This window comes from Bacteroides sp. 2201st1_D9_2201SCRN_220225 (assembly GCF_040928965.1).
GTDB classification, from domain to species: Bacteria; Bacteroidota; Bacteroidia; order Bacteroidales; family Bacteroidaceae; genus Bacteroides; species Bacteroides stercoris.
On record NZ_JBCODG010000051.1, the window covers coordinates 1 to 21,690 of the forward strand.

At 50.6% G+C, this 21,690-nt stretch carries 15 protein-coding genes and 1 pseudogene; 9 read left to right on the forward strand and 7 right to left on the reverse strand.

All coding sequences use genetic code 11. The features are described from left to right. From AB5903_RS15440 to AB5903_RS15450, 3 genes are all read left to right on the forward strand, one after another. Nucleotides 1-1,514: SLBB domain-containing protein (locus tag AB5903_RS15440; protein WP_368117999.1), on the forward strand; the 1,514-nt coding region annotated here is incomplete at its 5' end. An 8-nt stretch (nucleotides 1,515-1,522) separates the two neighbouring features. Further along, nucleotides 1,523-2,632 (forward strand): Wzz/FepE/Etk N-terminal domain-containing protein, encoded by a 1,110-nt coding sequence (locus tag AB5903_RS15445; protein WP_005655013.1) that lies wholly within the window; start codon nucleotides 1,523-1,525, stop codon nucleotides 2,630-2,632. After that, a complete protein-coding gene (locus AB5903_RS15450; protein WP_060385164.1) occupies nucleotides 2,629-2,955 on the forward strand; it encodes a UpxY family transcription antiterminator in 327 nt (108 codons plus the stop codon). Before AB5903_RS15445 ends, AB5903_RS15450 begins: the two co-directional genes overlap by 4 nt. A gap of 75 nt (nucleotides 2,956-3,030) precedes the next feature. Here AB5903_RS15450 and dnaJ read toward each other — a convergent pair whose 3' ends face one another. Next, nucleotides 3,031-4,209: a molecular chaperone DnaJ gene (gene dnaJ / locus AB5903_RS15455; RefSeq protein ID WP_060385163.1), complete on the reverse strand. Its 1,179-nt coding sequence runs from the start codon at nucleotides 4,207-4,209 to the stop codon at nucleotides 3,031-3,033. A 13-nt stretch (nucleotides 4,210-4,222) separates the two neighbouring features. After that, nucleotides 4,223-4,846 (reverse strand): nucleotide exchange factor GrpE, encoded by a 624-nt coding sequence (locus AB5903_RS15460; protein WP_368118000.1) that lies wholly within the window; start codon nucleotides 4,844-4,846, stop codon nucleotides 4,223-4,225. Nucleotides 4,847-5,185: 339 nt separating this feature from the next. On the opposite strand from AB5903_RS15460, the gene AB5903_RS15465 reads away from it, so the two are divergent. After that, the gene (locus AB5903_RS15465; protein WP_005655156.1) at nucleotides 5,186-6,802 is read left to right on the forward strand and encodes an ABC-F family ATP-binding cassette domain-containing protein; all 1,617 of its coding nucleotides are present in this window, start codon (nucleotides 5,186-5,188) and stop codon (nucleotides 6,800-6,802) included. Nucleotides 6,803-7,058: 256 nt separating this feature from the next. Here AB5903_RS15465 and AB5903_RS15470 read toward each other — a convergent pair whose 3' ends face one another. Then, entirely contained in the window at nucleotides 7,059-7,910 is an 852-nt protein-coding gene (locus AB5903_RS15470) for a CPBP family intramembrane glutamic endopeptidase (protein ID WP_368118001.1), read from the reverse strand. Nucleotides 7,911-8,030: 120 nt separating this feature from the next. Between AB5903_RS15470 and AB5903_RS15475 the strand changes: the two genes are divergently transcribed. Next, complete coding sequence (locus tag AB5903_RS15475; RefSeq protein WP_005655158.1) at nucleotides 8,031-9,077, forward strand: leucine-rich repeat domain-containing protein; 1,047 nt, start codon at nucleotides 8,031-8,033, stop codon at nucleotides 9,075-9,077. Nucleotides 9,078-9,160: 83 nt separating this feature from the next. Here AB5903_RS15475 and AB5903_RS15480 read toward each other — a convergent pair whose 3' ends face one another. Beyond that, a complete protein-coding gene (locus AB5903_RS15480) occupies nucleotides 9,161-11,293 on the reverse strand; it encodes a Tex family protein (protein WP_005655159.1) in 2,133 nt (710 codons plus the stop codon). A 130-nt stretch (nucleotides 11,294-11,423) separates the two neighbouring features. On the opposite strand from AB5903_RS15480, the gene AB5903_RS15485 reads away from it, so the two are divergent. From AB5903_RS15485 to AB5903_RS15500, 4 genes and pseudogenes are all read left to right on the forward strand, one after another. After that, the gene (locus tag AB5903_RS15485) at nucleotides 11,424-13,169 is read left to right on the forward strand and encodes a bifunctional UDP-sugar hydrolase/5'-nucleotidase (RefSeq protein WP_117941757.1); all 1,746 of its coding nucleotides are present in this window, start codon (nucleotides 11,424-11,426) and stop codon (nucleotides 13,167-13,169) included. 43 nt (nucleotides 13,170-13,212) lie between these two features. Further along, nucleotides 13,213-13,554, forward strand: coding sequence for a hypothetical protein (locus AB5903_RS15490; protein ID WP_016661247.1), 342 nt, complete (start codon nucleotides 13,213-13,215; stop codon nucleotides 13,552-13,554). A 200-nt stretch (nucleotides 13,555-13,754) separates the two neighbouring features. Then, nucleotides 13,755-16,052 (forward strand): annotated as a pseudogene (locus AB5903_RS15495) (TonB-dependent receptor). 71 nt (nucleotides 16,053-16,123) lie between these two features. Continuing rightward, entirely contained in the window at nucleotides 16,124-17,002 is an 879-nt protein-coding gene (locus AB5903_RS15500) for an AraC family transcriptional regulator (RefSeq protein WP_117666988.1), read from the forward strand. Nucleotides 17,003-17,222: 220 nt separating this feature from the next. Here AB5903_RS15500 and AB5903_RS15505 read toward each other — a convergent pair whose 3' ends face one another. The 3 genes from AB5903_RS15505 to AB5903_RS15515 are packed head-to-tail and all read right to left on the reverse strand — an operon-like array spanning nucleotide 17,223 to nucleotide 21,685. After that, nucleotides 17,223-17,645 carry a BT0820 family HAD-type phosphatase gene (locus tag AB5903_RS15505; protein WP_309466211.1) on the reverse strand — a complete coding sequence of 141 codons (423 nt, stop codon included), beginning with the start codon at nucleotides 17,643-17,645 and terminating at the stop codon, nucleotides 17,223-17,225. A 17-nt stretch (nucleotides 17,646-17,662) separates the two neighbouring features. Next, complete coding sequence (locus AB5903_RS15510) at nucleotides 17,663-19,429, reverse strand: hypothetical protein (RefSeq protein WP_016661245.1); 1,767 nt, start codon at nucleotides 19,427-19,429, stop codon at nucleotides 17,663-17,665. A gap of 18 nt (nucleotides 19,430-19,447) precedes the next feature. After that, complete coding sequence (locus AB5903_RS15515; protein ID WP_288692192.1) at nucleotides 19,448-21,685, reverse strand: hypothetical protein; 2,238 nt, start codon at nucleotides 21,683-21,685, stop codon at nucleotides 19,448-19,450. Nucleotides 21,686-21,690 lie beyond the last annotated feature (5 nt).

Genomic DNA, 21,690 nt, shown 5'->3' on the forward strand with positions numbered 1-21,690 from the left:
GTCTTCAGGACGGTGATGTGATTCTTGTCAATCCTTATCAGACCCTGGTGCAGATATTGGGTAAGGTAAAGCGTCCTATGTATTATGAAATGAAGCCTACGGAAACAATCGGTACGTTGCTGAGATATGCCGGCGGCTTTACGGGCGATGCATATAAAAAAGCCATCCGTCTTGTACGCAAGAGCGGACGCGAGCATCAGATTTTCAATGTGGACGAAATGGATTATTCGGTATTCCGCCTGGAAGACGGTGATATGCTTACGGTGGATTCCGTTCTCAACCGTTTCGAGAATCGTGTAGAGATTCGCGGTGCTGTTTACCGTGAGGGCTTGTATCAGCTGAGCGGAGAGGTGAATACCGTAAAACAGTTGATAAAGAAAGCGGAAGGTGTACGTGGAGATGCTTTCCTAAATCGTGCCGTAATCAATCGTGAACATGAGGATTTGACGCGCGAGGTTATTTCCATAGATTTGAAAGGCTTGTTGAAAGGTGTGGTTGCGGACATTCCTTTGCAAAAGAATGATATACTTTATATTCCCAGCATTCAGGATCTGAAAGAAGAGCCTACAGTGACTATCCATGGTGAGGTTGCAGATCCGGGTACTTATCTTTATGCCGACAAGATGACCATCGAGGATTTGGTTTTGGAATCGGGTGGCTTGCTTGAAGCGGCTTCTACAACGAAAATAGATGTATCGCGCCGTATTAAATCTCCCAAAAGCACGGACGACAGTAATATTGTAGGCCAGACATTTACCTTTGACCTGAAAGACGGCTTGCTGATAGGAGCGGGGAGCGAAAATTTCTATTTGGAGCCTTTTGATGAAGTGTATGTCCGTAAAAGCCCTGCTTATCGCAAGCAGAAAAATGTGGGGATAATAGGAGAGGCATTGTTTACCGGTACTTACGCGTTGTCCAAGAAGAATGAACGTTTGAGCGACCTGGTCGCTAAAGCCGGTGGTGTTACATCCGATGCTTATGTAAGAGGAGCCCGTCTTATCCGTAAAATGTCGGAGGAAGAGCTTCGCAGAAAGGAAGATGCCACCCGCATGGCTATAAAGGTCGGTGCAGATTCAACTACTTTATATGTATATACGGTAGGCATTCATCTGGATGAGGCTTTGAAAAATCCGGGTTCTGATTATGATATGGTGTTGCGCGAGGGGGATGTATTGTTTATTCCTGAATATGTAAGCACAGTGAAAATCAACGGTGCCGTGATGTATCCTAATACCGTACTGTACAAAGAGGGAGAGAACAGCCGTTACTACATCAATCAGGCGGGCGGATATGCTTCGAATGCCAAGAAGCGCAGTGCTTTTGTGGTTTATATGAATGGTACTGTATCCCGCATACGCTCCGGTAGTAAGACGGCAATCGAGCCCGGGTGTGAGATTATCATCCCGACTAAGGATCCAAGTAAGCGTATGAGCGTGGCCGAAATGGTAGGTATGGGTACTTCTATTGCCACTTTAGGCACAATGATTGCTACTTTGGTTAATCTCTTTAAGTGATAAGGACAATGGACGAAAGTAAAATACAAAAGGCTCCGCAAAAACCGGAGGAACAGGAAATCGATTTGATTGAGTTGGCTCAGAAAGTGTGGGCCGATCGTAAAATGCTTTATAAGGTATGCGGTATTGCGGCAGTGATTGGCTTGATTGTAGGATTCAGCATTCCTAAAGAGTATTCTACGGAAGTGACATTGGCTCCCGAAAGTGCAAGTAAAGTGAATGCCGGGAGTATGGGGGCATTGGCTGCTATGGCTGGTATCAACTTAGGCGGTTCTGTCGGAGAAGATGCCCTGTCGCCCGAACTGTATCCCGATATCGTTAAGTCAACTCCTTTTCTGCTGGAGTTGTTTGATGTAAGGGTCAAAGACCAGAAAGGTAAAATAGATACGACCTTATATGCTTATCTGGATAAATACCAGCGTTCGTCATGGATGGGTGCTGTAATGTCTGCGCCATTCAAGGCTTTGGGTTGGACCTTGTCTTTATTCAAGGATAAACCGGAGAAGAAGGAAGGAAAAATCGATCCGTTCCACCTGACATTGGATGAGGCGAAGGTGGCGGATGCTTTGAGTAAGCGTATCTTGGTTACGATTGATAAAAAAACAGGGGTTACAACTTTGGAGGTTACTATGCAGGACCCTTTGATTTCGGCTTCGTTAACTGATACCGTGATGCATTGTTTGCAGAATTATATCACAAATTACCGTACCAATAAAGCTCGTCATGATTTAGCTTTTACAGAAAAGTTATATAAAGAAGCAAAGGCGGATTATGAGAAAGCTCAGAAAAAATATGCTACTTTTGCAGATGCCAACCAGAATGTGGTTCTGTTAAGCTATCGTGCCGAGCAGGAACGTTTAAAAAACGAAGTTGAGCTGGCTTATACTGTTTATACCCAGGTTTCCGGACAATTGCAGATGGCAAGAGCCAAAGTGCAGGAGATTACTCCGGTATATACGGTTGTGCAACCGGCTACGGTTCCTTTGCGTGCCGCCAAGCCTAATAAGATTATGATTCTTATAGGTTTTGTATTCTTGGCAGGAGTGGGATGTGTTGGCTGGATATTATTTGTGAAGGATTTATTTAAAGATTGGAGAAAAGCAAACAAAGCAATATGATGGCTAATAATGATATGAGTCGTTGGTGTGTTCTGTATACGGCACCAAAGTCGGAGCGTAAATTAGTGCAGCGCCTGCATGCAGCAGGATATATGGCATTTTGTCCTATGCAAATCGTATTCAAGAAGTGGAAAGGACAGACCAAAGAAGTGTTTGCACCTCTGTTCCCCGGCTGTGTTTTTGTAGAAGAAGCGGCGGGTGTGGAGCTTTTTATTGCTTCGCAGGGTGGTGTATCTTTCTTACTGGACGCTGAGGGTCAGAAGCTGTTTGTTTGCGCCGATAAAGCAGAGTTGCCGGCAAAGTTTGTGCATTTGTTGAAATAGAGGCCACTTTCTTCCTGGCATAAAAAAAGCTACATTCCAAATGTAGCTTTTTTTATGCCGGGAAGCATTGTTTTTTTAATCAAACAAACTCTTGAACTTCTTGAAAATCTTCTCCTTGATAGAAGTATTCGGCTTGAAGTTATCCGACCTTTCCATTTCTTCCAGCGCTTTTTTCTCTTCCTTGTTCAGTGTTTCGGGCACATATACGCTGACATTCACCAGCAGGTCTCCGGTTCCGTATCCGTTTACGTTAGGCAGTCCTTTGCCGCGCAGGCGGAGAACCTTACCCGGCTGTGTACCCGATTCGATTTTTACCTTAACCTTGCCGTCAATGGTGGGTATTTCTACTGCACCGCCCAATGCGGCTGTCGGGAAACTGAGCAACAGGTTGTAAATCAAATCATTCTCATCGCGAATCAGTTCCTTGTCCTGCTCTTCCTCTATGAGAATCAGCAGGTCGCCCGGTACGCCGTTGTGTTTGCCCGCATTGCCTTTGCCGCCCATGGAGAGCTGCATGCCTTCGGCTACACCCGCAGGAATTTTCACGGTAACGACTTCTTCGCCGTAAACGATACCTTCGCCTGCACATTCCTTACATTTATTCTTGATGACCTTGCCTTCGCCACCACAGGTAGGACAAGTGGTACGCGTCTGCATTGTGCCGAGGATGGTCTGCTGGTTGCGGATTACCGTACCGCTGCCCTTACAGGTAGGGCAGGTTTCCGCACCGCCGTCTCCTTCTGCACCGGTTCCATGGCAATGGCTGCACGGTACATATTTTTTCAGTTTGAATTTCTTTTCGACTCCGGTAGAAATTTCCTTGAGGTTCAGCTTTACCTTTACGCGCAAGTCCGAACCGCGATAACGGCGTTGTTGTGCACCACCGCCGCCAAATCCGCCGAACCCGCTGAAACCGCCGCCGAACCCACCGCTGTGTCCGCCGAATATATCACCGAACATGGAGAAGATATCATCCATGGACATGCCGCCGCTGAAACCGCCGAACGGTCCGCCGTTGCCGGCAGCGCCACTCATTCCGGCATGGCCGAATTGGTCGTAACGGGCACGCTTGTCCGGATTGCTTAATACATCGTATGCTTCTGCCGCTTCTTTAAACTTCTCTTCGGCTACCTTGTCACCGGGGTTTTTGTCGGGGTGATACTGGATAGCTTTCTTACGATAGGCTTTCTTTATCTCCTCAGCCGATGCTGTCTTTTCGACTTCCAGAACTTCGTAATAATCTCTTTTTTCCATATAACTGTGTATGTTATTCTCCAACCACTACCTTGGCATGGCGGATTACTTTGTCGTTTAGTGTGTAACCGGTTTGTACGCAGTCCAGAATCTTACCTTTCAAAGCTTCGTCGGGAGCCGGAATTACGGCAATGGCTTCGTGGTAGTCCGTGTCAAGCGGTTGTTCTTTGGTTTCGATTACTTTGACGCCGTTCTGGCCTAAAACTGTCATGAACTTGTTGTAGATGAGTTCCACACCTTCTTTTACGGCAGCTACATCGGTGGCGGTCTCCATGTTTTTCAGGGCGCGTTCAAAGTCGTCCACGATAGGAAGAATGCTACTGATGCTCTTTTCTCCGCCGTTCAGGATGAGTTCGGCCTTTTCTTTCATCGTACGTTTACGGTAGTTGTCGAACTCGGCAGAGAGACGCAGGTACTTGTCTTTCTGGTCTTCAATCTCAGCGTTGGCCTTTTGCAGTTCCTGAGTGAGTTTTTCTTCCTCTGTCAGGGCAACTTCTTCTTCTTCTTTCTCTGTTGTTTCTTCACAAGTTTCGTCTTGAGCGTCTTGTGCTTTTAACTCTTCTTCGTTGATGTTTTCTTTTTCTTTAGAGTCCATATTGTTATGCTTGTTATTCTTGTAAAATGATTTTGCTTTCATTGTTGTTAAGGGTTTAAGTTAATATGATACGGTTTTAATAGCAAAAACTTTGCCAAATTGACGGCTTTTGCCAAAAACGCTGCAAAGGTAATATTTTTATGTCAGATTGACAGCGTAATGTGCTATAAATAGAGCGCTAACCTTGTGCGGACAGTAAGTTAACTCGATAGGTTGCAGTCAGTTACCTTTGTTGTATGTATCGGGTTAACTTCATATCATGCAATAAGTTAACTCGTTGTAAGCTGTTTTACCGTATTATTTCGTATCTTTGTACCCGCAATTTGCAGAGTTATAGGTATTAAATTGTAAGTAGTACATAATAAAACAGTAAATATAAAGATGATTACAGTCTCGAACGTATCGGTTCAATTTGGTAAAAGAGTGTTGTTTAATGATGTAAACCTGAAGTTTACAAGTGGTAATTGTTATGGTATAATCGGTGCCAACGGTGCCGGAAAGTCTACTTTCCTGCGTACTATTTCGGGCGATTTGGACCCGACAACGGGGTCTATCATGCTGGGACCGGGCGAGCGCCTGTCCGTATTGAGCCAGGACCACTTCAAGTGGGATGCTTATACGGTGATGGATACCGTGATGATGGGGCACACCGTGCTGTGGGACATTATGAAACAGCGCGAAGAACTCTATGCCAAAGAGGACTTCACGGACGAAGACGGTCTGAAGGTATCCGAACTGGAAGAGAAATTCGCCGAACTCGACGGTTGGAATGCAGAAAGCGATGCTGCCGCCTTATTGAGCGGACTGGGCATCAAGGAAGACAAGCATTATGTGCTGATGGGCGAGCTGAACAACAAGGAAAAAGTACGTGTCATGCTGGCGCAGGCTTTGTATGGCAATCCGGATAACCTGCTGCTGGACGAGCCTACCAATGACTTGGACATGGAAACCGTAACCTGGCTGGAAGACTATCTTGCCAATTTTGAACATACCGTTCTGGTAGTGAGCCACGACCGTCACTTCCTCGACTCCGTTTGTACGCATACTGTGGACATCGACTACGGAAAGATTAACCTCTTTGCCGGAAACTACAGCTTCTGGTACGAGTCCAGCCAGCTTGCTCTCCGTCAGCAGCAGAACCAGAAGGCTAAAGCCGAGGAGAAGAAGAAAGAATTGGAAGAGTTTATCCGCCGTTTCAGCGCCAATGTGGCGAAGAGCAAGCAGACTACCAGCCGTAAGAAGATGCTGGAGAAGCTGAATGTGGAAGAAATCAAACCGTCGTCACGTAAGTACCCGGGCATCATCTTCACTCCCGAACGCGAACCGGGCAATCAGATTCTTGAAGTAGCCGGACTGACGAAAACGCTGGAAGACGGCACGGTGCTGTTCCGTGATGTGAACTTCAATGTGGAGAAAGGGGATAAAATCGTGTTCCTTTCACACGATCCGCGTGCCATGACCGCTTTGTTCGAGATTATCAACGGAAATATGAAGCCGGATGCGGGAACTTTCAACTGGGGTGTTACGATTACCACCGCTTATCTGCCGTTGGACAACACCGCTTTCTTTAATACGGATTTGAATCTGGTTGACTGGTTGAGCCAGTTTGGCGAGGGCAATGAGGTATATATGAAGAGTTTCCTCGGCCGTATGCTTTTCTCCGGCGAAGAGGTGCTGAAGAAAGCAAGCGTACTGTCGGGTGGCGAGAAGATGCGTTGCATGATTGCGCGCATGCAGTTGCGTAATGCCAACTGTCTCATTCTGGATACGCCGACCAACCACCTTGACCTGGAATCCATCCAGGCATTCAACAATAACCTGAAGACCTATAAAGGAAACATCCTGTTCTCGTCTCACGACCACGAGTTCATCCAGACAGTGGCAAACCGTATCATCGAACTGACCCCGAACGGCATCATCGACAAGATGATGGAGTATGATGAATACATCACTTCCGACCACATCAAGGAGCTGAGAACAAAAATGTACAATAAATAATGATTAGCGATTAGTGATTAATAGCGTGTCAAAACAAAAAAGCGTTTGTTATTTTCAGTAGCATTCCCTTATTTGTTGCTTTATTAGGCGCATATTACACGGATTTATTTTATTAGGGGTAATATTACCAAGTTGCTTTTGGTAACATTACCCCTTATTCTTTTTTCCGTGAAATCCGTGTAATTCCGTGCCTAAAAGAAATCCTCAAATTACATCCCACTCCCGTCCCTAAACACTAACCGCTAATCACTAACCCCTATTTTCCGTGTATTTTTAAAATCAATCCTGTTCCCACTACCATCAGTACCGTACAGAGTACGGAGCCTTCAAAGCCGAAAGCGCCGCCGTTTATCAGATTGGCTTCGGGCAGCCGAAGGGCCAGCAAGCCGTTACAGAATTTATTTCCACTGACCTCATAGCCTAATACCGGACCTTGTATCCAGTTCCAGAACCAGTGTAGAGCTATCGGGAAGCAGAGGTTGCGTGTGTATATATAGGATGAACCTAAAAGGATGCCTGCCAGGAGTATGTTGATAAAAGACAGAAAGTCGAAGTTCGGATTGCCTATATGAATCAAGGAGAATAGGGCGGCGGAGAGGAACAAGGCACAAAACTTATTCACCCCGCTTTGCAGCAGGCGTTCCAATACAAATCCCCGTAATGCCAGTTCCTCTGTCACGGCTACCAGCAGGAAGAATACAAGGCTGATCAGTAAGGAAGAGGGATTGAATGCCACTTCTGCAATCTCTACCGCACCTGCCCACAAGGATATGCCGAACCCTACCGCATAAAGAACGGTTGCCAGCAGTATTCCCGACAGCCAGTCCTTCCAACGCATCGTAAAAGAGCGTCCGAGCCCTTCCAGTGAAAAGCCGCGTAAATGCCATACTATCCATGCGGAAAGGAATACGCCTGCCAGCATCAGCGTCTCGCTCAATATGAAATAGGACATCGTATCGGCCTCTTCCTTTCCTAACTTCAGCAATACGGTTGCGAAAGGGACGCTTATTATTGTAATGATGATGACGGCAAGCGCGGCGAATGAAACAATGTCGATTGCCGCTTTTCCAAAACGTTTGGCTTTGGATTCATTTCCGATGGTTTCCATGAGAAAAATAAGTTCGGTTAATTAATATCCGACAAAAATAGCAATAAAAAGAGAAATCATTATTCACGGTTGGCGCTTTCTTCTTATATTTGAAAATTAAATCAATCTGACATTTAAAACATGAACCTGAAAAAGATACTTTTAGTAGCCGGACTGGGCATTATGATATCGAACGTCTCCGCCCAGACTTCCAGGAGATATACCGTTGCCAAACCCGGTACTTTGGTGGAAATGCTCACCGAAGAAGAAGCGAACGAGATTACCCACCTTGTCCTGCAAGGCAAGCTGAACGCAGTGGATTTCCGCCACCTGCGCGATGAATTCAAGAAACTGCAAATACTGGACATCTCCAATGCATCCATCAGTATGTACGCCGGAAAGAACGGTACGCATCCCGACCGCTTTTACATCTATCCCGCCAATTGCATCCCGTCCTATGCTTTCTGCAAGCAGCTTGGCGACAGCACTTTTGCCGGAAAAACATCCTTGACGGAGGTAATCCTTTCCGACAAGACCAAGAACATCGAAGACGGTGCATTCAAGGGATGCACCAACCTGAAGATTTGCCGCATACGTAAGAAAACTCCCCCCAACCTGTTGCCCGAAGCTCTGGCGGACAGTGTAACGGCGATATTCGTCCCTCTGGGTAGCAGCGATTCCTATCGTCGCGGCAAGCGGTGGGAGACATTCGCTTTCATAGAGGGCGAACCGGTAGGAGCTTTGGTGCAGATAGCCACCATGGGCAGCCTTGCCAGCGAACTGCTTCGTGCGGGCATACAGCCCAAAGATGTGAACTTCCTTACGGTAGAAGGTAAGATGGACGAGGCGGACTTTACGTTGATACGCAACTACATGCCCAATCTGGTGAGCGTGGATTTGTCCAAGTGCAATGCCACAACTATCCCCGAATACACGTTTACCCAAAAGAAATACCTGCTCAATATCAAACTGCCCCATGGCTTGAAGAGCATCGGCCAGCGTGCGTTCAGCGGATGCGGACGGTTGTGCGGCACCTTGGAACTTCCTTCCGGTGTAACTGCCATAGAGTACGGTGCATTCATGGGATGCGACAATCTTCGTCATGTCCTTGCCACCGGCGATAAGATTACAACTTTGGGCGATAACCTTTTCGGCAATGACAAGGACAAGCTGATATATAGGGATTAGGGGTTAGTGATTAGCGATTAGTGATTAGCAGGCTGCGCACTCACACCGCAAGGCACTAATCCCTAATCACTAACCCCTAATCGCTAACCGCTAACCCCAATCATCGTCAGTTGTATACGTTTCCGTTCGGTATCTACACTGAGCACCTTTACGCGTACCTGCTGATGGATGGATACAATCTCATTAGGGTTTGATACATACTTCTGCGCAAGCTGGGAGAGGTGTATCAAGCCGTTTTCCTTGATACCTATATCGACGAAAGCGCCGAAGTTGGTGATATTCCCCACGATGCCCGGCAGTTCCATGCCTATGCGCAAATCATCGATTGTACGCACGTTCTTATCGAATTCGAACACTTTGATAGGCCCGCGCGGGTCACGCCCCGGCTTCTCCAGCTCTTGCAGGATATCCTTCAAGGTCGGCATTCCGACGGTGGGAGAGAGGTAGCGTTCCGGCTGTATCTTCCGGCGCAATTCTTTGTCGGCAATCAGTTCGGCCACGCTGCATCCCAGGTCCTTTGCCATCTGCTCCACGATGTGGTAGCTTTCGGGATGCACCGCCGTGTTGTCCAGCGGATTCCTGGCATCCGGTATGCGCAGGAAGCCGGCACATTGCTCAAAAGCCTTTGCACCCATGCGCGGAACTTTCATCAGCTCCTTGCGCGATGCGAATGCTCCGTTCTCGGCGCGGTAGTTCACGATGTTCTGCGCCAGTTGAGGACCAAGTCCCGATATATACGTCAGCAGATGGCTGCTTGCCGTATTCAGGTTTACGCCGACCAGGTTTACGCAGTTCTCCACAGTCTGGTCGAGGGATTTCTTCAGCTTGCTTTGGTCTACGTCGTGCTGGTATTGTCCCACACCGATGGACTTCGGGTCTATCTTGACAAGCTCCGCCAGCGGGTCCATAAGCCGGCGGGCGATGGATACGGCGCCGCGCACCGTTACATCATATTCCGGAAACTCATCCCTGGCTATCTTGGAAGCGGAGTAGATGGATGCACCCTGCTCGCTGACAATGAAAATCTGCACTTCCCGGTTGAACGTCTGCCGTTTCAGGAAATCTTCCGTCTCGCGGCTGGCAGTGCCGTTGCCCACGGCGATGGCTTCCACCTTATAGGCCTCTATCATCTTCTGCAGTTTGGCAAACGCCTCTTTGCTTTGGTTCACCGGCGGATGCGGGTAGATATTCTCGTTGTGCAGCAGGTTGCCCTGCGCATCCAGGCACACCACCTTACATCCGGTGCGGAATCCGGGGTCTATCCCCATCACCCTTTTCTGCCCCAGGGGCGATGCCAGCAGTAACTGCCGCAGGTTTTCCGCAAAGACGCGGATGGCTTCATCGTCGGCACGCTCCTTGCTTTGCGCGGCAAACTCGGTCTCGATGGACGGTTTCAACAGACGCTTGTAGGCATCCTGCACGGCTTCCGCCACCTGCTTCCCGCAGGCGTTGTTGCTCTGTACAAACTGCCGTTCCAGCCGTTCCACGCACTCTTCGTCGTTGGGGCTGATGCTCACTTTGAGCAGACCCTCCGCTTCGGCGCGGCGGATGGCAAGCAGGCGGTGCGAGCTGCATCGCTTCAGGGGCTCCGAACAGTCGAAGTAATCCCGGTATTTGGCACCTTCCTCCTCTTTGCCTTTTATCACTTTGGCGGTCAGCAAGGCTTGGCGTGCAAAGGTATTCCGCAGCATGTTGCGGGCGCGTTCGTTCTCGCTCACCTGTTCGGCTATGATGTCGCGCGCACCTTTCAGGGCATCGTCCGCATCCTTTACATCGCCTTTCACGAAGGCGGCGGCACGCTGTTCGGGATGAGGCTCGCGCTGGAGCATCAGCAGGGTGGCAAGCGGTTCGAGTCCTTTCTGGCGGGCGGCTTCCGCACGGGTTTTCCGTTTGGGCTTGTAGGGCAGGTAGATGTCTTCGAGGGCGGTGCTGTCCCACGTGTCGTCAATGCGCTTTTGCAGTTCCGGGGTCATTTTCCCCTGTTCGCGGATGGTGGCGACGATGGTCTCCTTCCGTTTCGCCGTTTCCTTCAGTTTTTCGTAATGGGTACGGATGGATTCTATCTGCACTTCGTCCAGTCCGCCCGTCATTTCCTTGCGGTAGCGGCTGATGAACGGGATGGTTGCTCCGTCGTCGAGCAGGGAGAGTGTCTGCCCGATTTGTTTTTCCGATATGCCGAGAATGGCAGCTATCATGCTGTGAAAGATTTGTGTCATGTCAGCTTCTTTTTTTGATAATGAGCGTCAAAAGTACGAAAAACAATCTTTCCCTACCGCCTTTTTGTGAGTTTTATTATATCTTTGCGCCGTTTACACATTATATGTTATACATTAACAGAACAACGAAATGAAAAGACTGACCTGCTGTCTTGCGTGGATGTTCCTGCTGATTGGAGCAGTTGCCGCGCAGGATAAAGAAGTAAAACTGAAAATAGTACAGACCAGTGATATCCACGGTAATTTCTATCCCCACGATTTCATCCTTCAGCGGGAGGCTGCCGGAAGCCTGGCACGCGTGCACGCATTCGTGCAGAAAGCGCGCGAAACCTATAAGGACAACCTGATTCTGCTGGACAACGGCGACATCCTGCAAGGCCAGCCTACCGCCTATTACTATAACTACATCGACACGGTATCGCTCCACGTAACCGCCGATATGCTGAACTTCATGGGCTATGATGCCGCCAATATGGGCAACCACGATGTAGAGACGGGACGTGCCGTTTTCGACCGTTGGGCGGGCGACTGCCGTGCTCCGGTGCTGGGCGCCAACATCATCGATACCGCTACGGGCGAACCCCACTTCCGGCCCTACAAGGTGCTGGAGCGCGACGGAGTGAAGATTGCCGTTCTCGGCATGATAACGCCCGCCATTCCGGTGTGGCTCTCCGAGAATCTGTGGCGGGGACTCCGTTTTGACGACATGGAAGAGACCGCCCGCAAGTGGATGAAGATAATCCGCGAAAAGGAGCGTCCCGATATTGTAATCGGTATGTTCCATGCCGGACAGGACGCCTTGCTGATGGGCGGCAAATACCGGGAGAATGCCTCGCTGGACGTAGCCCGCAATGTTCCGGGCTTCGACATCGTGCTTATGGGTCACGACCACGCCCGCGAATGCAAGAAGGTGCAGAACGTGGCAGGCGACTCCGTACTGGTGATGGACCCCGCCAGCAACGGCATTGTGGTGAGCGACATCGACATTACCGTGACCCTGCGCAACGGCAAGGTTACGGACAAGCAGATTGACGGCGTGCTCACCGAAACCGCCCCCTACGGTATCAGCGGTGAATTCATGGAACGTTTCTCGCCGCAGTACGCCACCATTCAGGATTTCGTATCGAAAAGAATCGGACGCTTCACGAAGACGGTCTCCACCCGTCCCGCCTATTTCGGTTCTTCCGCCTTCATCGACCTCATCCATACCTTGCAGCTGGACATCAGCGGTGCCGATATTTCATTGGCGGCTCCCTTGTCCTACGACACGCAGATTAAGGAAGGGGATATTTACGTGTACGACATGTTCAACCTCTACAAGTACGAGAACATGCTCTATACCATGAAACTTTCGGGCAAGGAAGTACACGATGCCCTGGAGATGTCCTACGACCTATGGACCAACCGCATGACTTCGCCCGACGACCACATCCTGCTGCTCCGCGACCAACCCCGCGAAGGCGCTGCGGACAGGGCTGCCTTCAAGAACTTCAGTTTCAATTTCGACTCCGCCGCAGGCATTATCTACACGGTAGACGTCACGAAGCCGTGTGGCAGTAAGGTAACCATCCTCAGCATGGCTGACGGCACTCCGTTCCACATGGACAAGATGTACACGGTAGCCCTGAACTCCTATCGCGGCAACGGCGGCGGGGAACTGCTGACGAAAGGTGCGGGCATCTCCCAGGACGAGTTGAAGGAACGCATCATCAGCTCTACCGACAAGGATTTGCGCTATTACCTGATGCAGTACATCGAGCAGAAGAAGGTAATCGAGCCGCGTGCGCTCGGCCAGTGGAAATTCATTCCGGAGGAGTGGGCTGTTCCCGCTTCCAAGCGCGATTATGAATTTCTGTTTGGTACAAACCGAAATTAGTATTACCTTTGCCGTCCCTAACTCAAGAAACAAACCGTAAGACGTGAGAGGAATAAAAAGAACCATATGCGCATTATGCTTGCTGGCGCTCTTCGTGGCGTACCAGGCAAGCATAACGGCGTTTACCCACGTCCACTACGTCAACGGGGTGCTGATAACCCACTCGCACCCTTTCCATAACCAGCATTCGCACTCCACCGACTCGCTGATTGTCATCGGCCTGCTGTCGCACTTCAGTTCGGACACGCCGGACTGCTGCGAGCTGCAACACCCGATGCGCTCTCTGTTGCAGGTGATGGAAAGCGAAACCGATACGCCCGTCATAAAGGGAAAAGCGTGTCGGATGCCCTCTCTCCGCGCTCCCCCTTATTCCGTTACCCTTTGATAGTGTTGTACCAACGCCTGGTATGCTCCATACCAACGTTGGGTATTCGTTGTACCGATGCTTGGTATTCGATGTACCAATCTTTGGTACTCGCCGTACCAATGTTTGGTATCCGTCGTACCCGCCTTTGGTACTTGCCGTACCAAGTACCGGTACAGAATTGGTATCATTAAGTAACTGAAATAAAAGCGATTATTCAAATGAAACAAATTATATTGGCGTTGATGCTTGCTGTGGCAGGTATCGGCGCAGCCGTTGCCGCAAACCCTATCAGGGAAGGCAACATGATTTCCGGCCATGTTCTTGTAAAAGGTTCGGAAGAGAATATACCGTATGCCACCGTTTTGATTGTAGGCAGCGGACAGGGAACAGTGTCCAATGAAGAAGGTCAGTTCGAGTTCAAGAACCTGCCGGCGGGCAAATATACGTTGCGCGTATCCGCCGTAGGCTATAAGACACAGGAAAAGGCGATTGAAGTAAACAAGGACTTTACAGCGGTGGTGCATTTCCAGATGGAAGAGGAAAGCTTCATGACCGATGAGGTCGTGGTGTCCGCCAACCGCAACGAGGTGAGTCGCAAGGCTGCTCCCGTGGTGGTGAACGTGATGAGCGCCAAGCTCTTTGAGATGGTGAACTCCACCGACCTTGCCAAGACGCTCAACTACCAGTCGGGCCTGCGGGTGGAGAACAACTGCCAGAACTGCGGTTTTCCCCAGGTGCGTATCAACGGTCTGGAAGGTCCGTACTCGCAAATCCTGATAAACAGCCGTCCCGTCATCAGTGCGCTGAGCGGGGTATATGGGCTGGAGCAGATACCGGTGAACATGATCGAGAGGGTAGAGGTGGTACGCGGCGGCGGTTCGGCGCTGTTCGGCGCCAATGCTGTGGGCGGAACTATCAATATCATCACCAAAGACCCCATTAACAACTCCTTCCAGGTGTCGAGCATGTTCTCCAACATGGACGGCAAGTCCTGGGAGCAGTACATGGGCGGGAACGTATCCCTGGTGTCAAAAGACAACTCCTACGGCATCGCCCTCTACGAAAGCTACCGCAACCGCAATCCGTACGACCGTGACGGCGACGGTTTCTCCGAGCTGGGCAAGCTGAATATGAACACCTTCGGCTTCCGCGCCTACTACCGTCCCACGCATTTCAGCCGTATCAACCTGGAATATCACACCACCAACGAGTTCCGCCGCGGCGGCAACAAGTTCGACCTTCAGCCCCACGAGGCGGACATCACCGAGCAGACCAAGCACATTATCAACAGCGGCGGACTGAGTTACGACCTCTTCTGGCGCGAGTATAAGCATAAAATCTCCTTGTACGGCTCCATCCAGCACACCGACCGCAACAGCTACTACGGCGCACAGAAGGACATGAACGCCTACGGCAAGACGGACGACCTGACATGGGTGGCAGGCGGCATGTACGTGGGCAACATGAATAACTGTCTTTTCGCCCCCGCCACCTTCACGGGCGGATTGGAGTATCAGAACAACTCCCTGCACGATGTCATGACGGGCTATCACCGCGATATGCAGCAGGATGTACGCATCGCCAGCGCCTTCGTGCAGAACGAGTGGAAGATGAACGTACTGACCATGCTCGTCGGCGCCCGTTTGGACAAGCACAACCTGATAGACAAGCTGATATTCAGTCCCCGCGTCAACCTGCTTTATAAGCCTACCGAGGACTTCCAGGCACGCCTGACGTACTCCACCGGTTTCCGCGCCCCGCAGGCCTACGATGAAGACCTGCACGTCACCGCAGTAGGCGGCGAAGGCGTGCAAATCAAGCTGGCGGATAACCTGCGCGAGGAGCGTTCCAACAGTTACAGCGGTTCGGTGGACTAGACCGCCCACCTGGGGCACTGGCAGGCAAACATCCTTGTAGAGGGTTTCTATACCGACCTGCGCCACGTATTCGTGCTCGAGGACATCGGTAAGAACGATGTGGGCGATGTAATCAAGGAACGCCGCAACGGCAACGGCGCCCGCGTGTATGGCGCCAACCTCGACGCCAAGATTGCCCACGGCAAGGAAGCGCAGCTCCAGTTGGGCTTTACCGCGCAGCGCAGCCGCTACACCCGCGAGGAAGTCTGGACACAGGTGGACGGCAAGGACCTGACCACCAAGCGCATGCCCCGTACGCCCGACTATTACGGCTACTTCACCTTCTCGTCCGCTCCGCTGAAGAATTTCGACTTCTCCCTCTCCGGCACGTATACGGGCAAGATGATTGTACCGCACTATGCCGGGTACATCGCGGAAGACCGCATGGAGACCACGCCCCAGTTCTTCGACCTCAACCTGAAGCTGAACTATACCTTCGTGCTGCACGACCACATCAAGTTCCAACTGAACACCGGTGTGCAGAATATATTCAACAGCTTCCAGAAAGACTTGGATAAGGGCGAGTTCCGCGATGCCGGTTATTTCTACGGTCCCACGCAGCCGCGTACCTTCTTCATCGGCTTTAAAATAATGAATTAGGACAACATTCACGATTTTTAAACCAATAATTCCGTGAATAATCCTATATTTGCCGGCAAAGCGCATGAATAATGAATACAAAACAGATACGCAACGTTGATATCTCCGGTATGCAACACCTGCCCATGATTGACTTTATCGGCAATGATTTCGCTATTTTCGATGATATAAGGGACATCCCTTTCACGCCATATCCAACGCGTCTGAACGCTGCCTGCTTTGCCGTCTGCCGGAAAGGCTGGTGCAAGCTGAACATCAACTTGCGGGATTATGAAATGCGTGAAGGGATGCTTTGCATCATCCTGCCCGAGCAGATTGTGCAGCAGGGCGAGCGTTCCGATGATTTTTCAGGCAGCTTCATAGCCGTGTCCCGCGACTTTATGGACCTGGTGATACCCACGATGCAGCAACTGTTTCCCATGTTCTTCATGATAAAGGAGCGGCCTTGCATCGCTGTCACTGCCGACGAGTTGCAGGCGTTCGAGGAATATCACTCTTTCCTGTGGAGCAAGGTGAAGCTGAAGGACAATCCCTACCGCAAGGAGATTACGCAGGGATTGCTGATGGCGCTGTTCTACGAGATATACGACATCTATCAGGGACATGCCGTGAAGGAGCGCACTCCCAAAAGCCGCAAGGAAGATTTGTTCGAGCGCTTCATCCGGTACGTGTACGAGTTTTACAAAGAGGAGAGGAGCGTGTCCTTTTACGCCGACAAGATGTTCCTTACGCCCAAGCACCTCTCTACCGTGGTGAAAGAGGTGAGCGGAAAGACGGCGGGCGAGTGGATTGACAGCCTCGTGATTCTGGAAGCGAAAGCCATGCTGAAATCATCCGAGCAGAGCATTCAGGAGATAGCCGACGAGCTGCACTTTGCCAATCAGTCTTTCTTCGGCAAATACTTCAAGCATCACACCGGCTTTTCGCCCAAGGAATACCGGAAACAGTAATATCAGGCAACCTCCCGGTTCCGGCAAGCAAATAAAAAACCGGACAGCTACGGCAGGAATCTTTTCCTGTGCTCCGTGTGCTGCCCGGTATTTTTTTAGTGTACCCTAAAAAAAACTAACCTTTCTCTTTCAAAAACTAATTTACTCTATCGTTTTCTAAATGACGTTGCAAATTTAAAGAGTTATTTTAAGGTACTGTTTGATATATATCAAAAAAGGATTATTTCCTGAACAGGCTCCAGAAACCGCCTCTCTTTTGTTGCGGAGTTTTATCGGCATCGCGATACAGCTCCTCATACGTCAGCTTCTCCTGAACCATGCGGTAGATGTCTCCCCAGTCGGGCAGGCCGCCCAGGTTGCGGTCGTCAATGAAAAGGTCCGCTTTCACCTTGCGCGAGAAGCCGTGATGGGCGGCATCCTCTTCGGGATAGTCCCGGTTGATGGCATAAAACTCCACGCCCCGTTCCCTGCACCATTCCACGGCCTCGTCCAGCAGCTTTCCTTCACGTACGGTCCACAGTATCAGGCGGTGGCGGTCTTTAATCAGCATCTTCAGCGTATCGGTGGCAAAAGGGATTTCGTTCCCTATTTTAGGGTAACGGTGCTCTACGATTGTGCCGTCAAAATCAATGGCGATAGTCATGATGCTTATGTATTGCTTTAAAAACGGTAACTTGTTCCTATGGAAGCTCCTAAGACAAACGTATATTCTCCGCTTGTGTAGGTACGTGCCGAAGGAGTAATCTTGCCGTTATAACCTCTCAGATACTCTTCCGCGAAGATATTCCAGCGGTCGTTCAGCTTGAAGCTCTGTTGCAGACCGCCCTGGATGCCGAAGTAATTCTTGTCTTCCATTTCGTGGTGCGTATAGACGATACCGGCAAAGGCGTTGAGGTCGAATATGCGGTTTTCGCTATAATTGCCTATCATGTTGGTAAGGTTCAGCATGTAGTCGGCGGTGACAGACAGCGGATATACACCCCCGTGCTGATACGCATACCGTCCAATCTCGATGCTTCCTCTTACGGCAGACAGCGGCGTGTACTGGCGTCCCACACCCAGGCTTACCTGTTGTCCCAGCATATCGGGAATATCCTTCATCTTCACGCCTGCGGTGCGCATGGGGAAGTTGGTTCCCACGGTGGCATACGCAAAGTTATAAGGCTGGAAGAAGCCGCGTCTGGCATCGAAGTCGGCCTTTCTTCTGCGGTACTGCACACCGAACATCACGCCTACATTCTGCATGTGTCTGTCCTGTGTGATGCCGCTCTTGAACGGTTGCGTATAGAAACTCTTGCTGTATCGCGCCTCACCCGTGATACCGATTTGGTCTGACAGGAAATATACCAGTTGCATAGACCCCGTAGGACCGTGGAATGTACGAAGCTTCTTGGCATAGTCGCTGCTTCTGTGCGCCAGTGCTCCGAATTCGTAGCCGGCGGAAAGGTTCACTTCCAGTCTCGGGTCTTCCACACTCGGCGAAATCAGCGTATTCAGGTTCACCAGCACTTCCGCTCTGCCGCCTCCATACACTTCCTCGCTCTTGAAGTTGTCCGAATTAAATGTATAGTGGAAACCGCCGAAGCCGCTGATGCGCCATCCCAGCGGCATGAACCATTTACCTATCGCCAGTGAAGCGGCAGGACCCAACGGTTGCAGCGCCGGCAGGTTGTTGCGTACGGGCTTTCCGAAATCGCCCTGCGTACCGATAGCCGCTTCTATGAACATATTATCGCCCATATCTTCCGATTTCATCCTGATGGGAAGACCGGTAAAGCGGTAGGTCAGTCCGGTGTACACGCCATATCCCACGTCATACCGTTTGGGGCAGTCCGCACCGTCTATTCCGTCGGTATAGAGATATAGTTTGGGTTCCACATACCAGTCCCAGTTTCTCGACAGATGATAGCGTGCCTGCAAGCCGCCGTGCACTCCGCCGGCTATTTTGGCATCCATACCGTCGCGCTTGCTCACATAGCCGCCTATACCCAATACGGTATACAGGCTGATGTGTGCGCCGCTTTTGTACCCGCCGATATAATCGGACAGGTTGAACAGGTGGTCCAGCTCGATGCCGCCCTGTTTCAGCTCGTCGTTGAAGCCGCCCAACAGAGACACCCGGTAGGAGTTGAATGAACTTACATCCTTAGTCAGGGCAATACCGCCGTTGAACCATGCCGGCAGTGAAGAACTGCCCCTCAGTTTGTTCACACCGCCCATTACCGACAGGGAGAAATTCTTGCCCGGCTGGCTGTTGTTCACTTCTCTTCCCTGCGGGATATACCGTTTCTGCAATACATAGTCCATTGCATTGAAAGGCCTTTCGGTGCTGTCCTTCTTCAGGCTGTCGTCCTGCGCATGGAGCATTTCCGGCATTGCCGTACATGTGCAGATGCACAGTGCCGGAATCATATATTTCAATTTCATTTTCAATCCTTATTATGGTTATAGGTTAGACATATCCATAGCTGCCTGTATGATATCCTCGTTAAATTCACCGTCGTTCTGTGCGGTAGCCACGAAGCTCTTGTCGCGTTTGAAACATTCGGACAGGGCAATCACCGTATTCATGAACTCTATCTCACCCTCTCTGGCAGACAAGGTGGCTTTGAAGTACCAGGTCAGTGCGCTGTCCTGCGGCAGTTTGGCAAGCGAAGCCTTGGCGGCGGCGTTGCCGGCGCGGTTATCCAGCGCCATGTACATCACCACTTCGTTCTGGGGCGATGAAGCCTTGATGGTTTCAAAAGTCTTGTGTGCACGTTCTTTCTCTTCCGGAGTCGTTCCGCCCTGGAAGTAGCCGCCCAAAGCCCATGTATAGGCTTTCAGCAGGTCAAATTTGCTGTCCTCCGGCAGAATCTTCACCAATACGCTGGCGTGCTCGAAGTCTCCCTTCTTGATGTACATGCACAGTTGGTTGGTCACCACTTCCAGCCGGTTCACGATTTCCGTACGGCTTCCGTCGGCATTCATGCGCGAATAGTCGGTGGAGTGGATGCTCAGGTCTATCAGCGGTTCCAGTATGGAAGTATCCACGGTATCCCTCTCCAGGTAAGAAGCCGCCAGGTTGTTGCCGGCAAGCGCCCACGGATGCTTTTGTTCCAGTGATTCCTCGTAGGCGCGGCGGTACAGAGCTTCCAGTTCCTTTTCATCGGTTATCAGTTGGAACAGCTTCCAGTACTCATAACGTGTGTAGCTGCCTTTCAGCCCTTTTTCCCTGTATTGTGCCATGACTTCCTCATCATTCGGTTCGCGGTATATCTCGTAGAGGCAGTTATAATTCACCACGCGGAGCTCGTCCAGATAAGGCACGATGACGGTAGAGTACCAGTCGAGTTGTTTCAGCGCTCTGCCCTGCGCTCCGATATCCTTATGCTTTGCCAGAATTTCTTTCACCTTGCCGGCTTCCGTGCTTTTACCGTCGCGTTCCAGCAGTTTCACCACTTCTTCCCACGGAGCCACTTCGGCATGCGGGTTGCGGTAAACGCGTTCCAGGGTATATTGGGGCAATATGGAGGTAATCTCCTGTTCAATCTTGCGCATACGTCTTTCGGCAAGGCTCAGGTTACTGCTGTAATGGCCGTCCGGAGAAGCCGTACCTGCCACGTGAAACTCCTTCAATACCGTACCCGGAGATTCGGCTATCTCTTTCAGCTTGTTTCTCAGCATGGCAAGGCTTTGTTTGTTTTCAGGCGTGTCCGTCAGTTGGTCGGAGTTGATGAGGAAAGACAGTTGTATCTTGTCCGACGTATTTCTTTTCTCTATCTGCGCCCTTTCCTTGTGCTGCAACGGATCCATCTGCTCCGAGAAGAGGTTGTATTGCAGGAACTTCATCGGGCGTTTGGTCTGGCACGTATTGATTTGGTACGTTCTGGAGTTCGACGCGCTGTAATCTTCCAGGTTCACGATGGCAAAACAACTGTAGTTCCGGTTGGGGTCGGGCACGATGATGGTATCCGTCCAGTCCAGGTTCATGGCCCTTGTAGTCAGCGCCTCCGCTTTGATGTACGGACGCAGCGGGTCACGGTCCATGTCATAGCCCATTTTGCGTTCCTGCGTCAGGGCATATTCCTTGCCGTCGTATACGGACGGGCGTGCAAAGGTTATCGTATCGTTCGTTTCGCAGTCCAGTACGTACGGCTGTATAATCAGTCGCGAGAAGCGGTTGCCGAAGTAAGGCGGCAGTTTGAAGGTATTGTACGGAATCAGCATGTTTCCGATAATCTTCGGTGCTTTCGGTTCCGGTTTCAGAACCAGCCGCATGGCGGTTACGGTCACACTCTCCAGCATCACTCCCTCGTCGATGCTCACATCTATTTTCATCTGATGTCTCACTTCCTTCAATACCGAGGGCGAGAGTCCCACTTTGAAAATCAGCGCACCGTTGTCCGGAACCAGTATTTCATAATACCCGTTCTCGTCGGTGGTCGTTTTCCCTTCCTGGTCCAGCAGTAATGTTTTCTCCTGATCATTGCTGTCCAGTATCTTCTTCATATCCTCGCCCACGGCTACGGTCTTGGCGGCATACACATCCACCGTCACGTCCGAGAAAGGCACTTTCCGGTTTTCGGCAATGTTATATACGGTACCCGATACCTTCACCATTTTCTGCGCCCAGGCAGTGCCGGTACCGCATCCCGCCACAACCAGAAGCAGGATCCATATTTTCAATCTTTCAGTAATCATTCTCC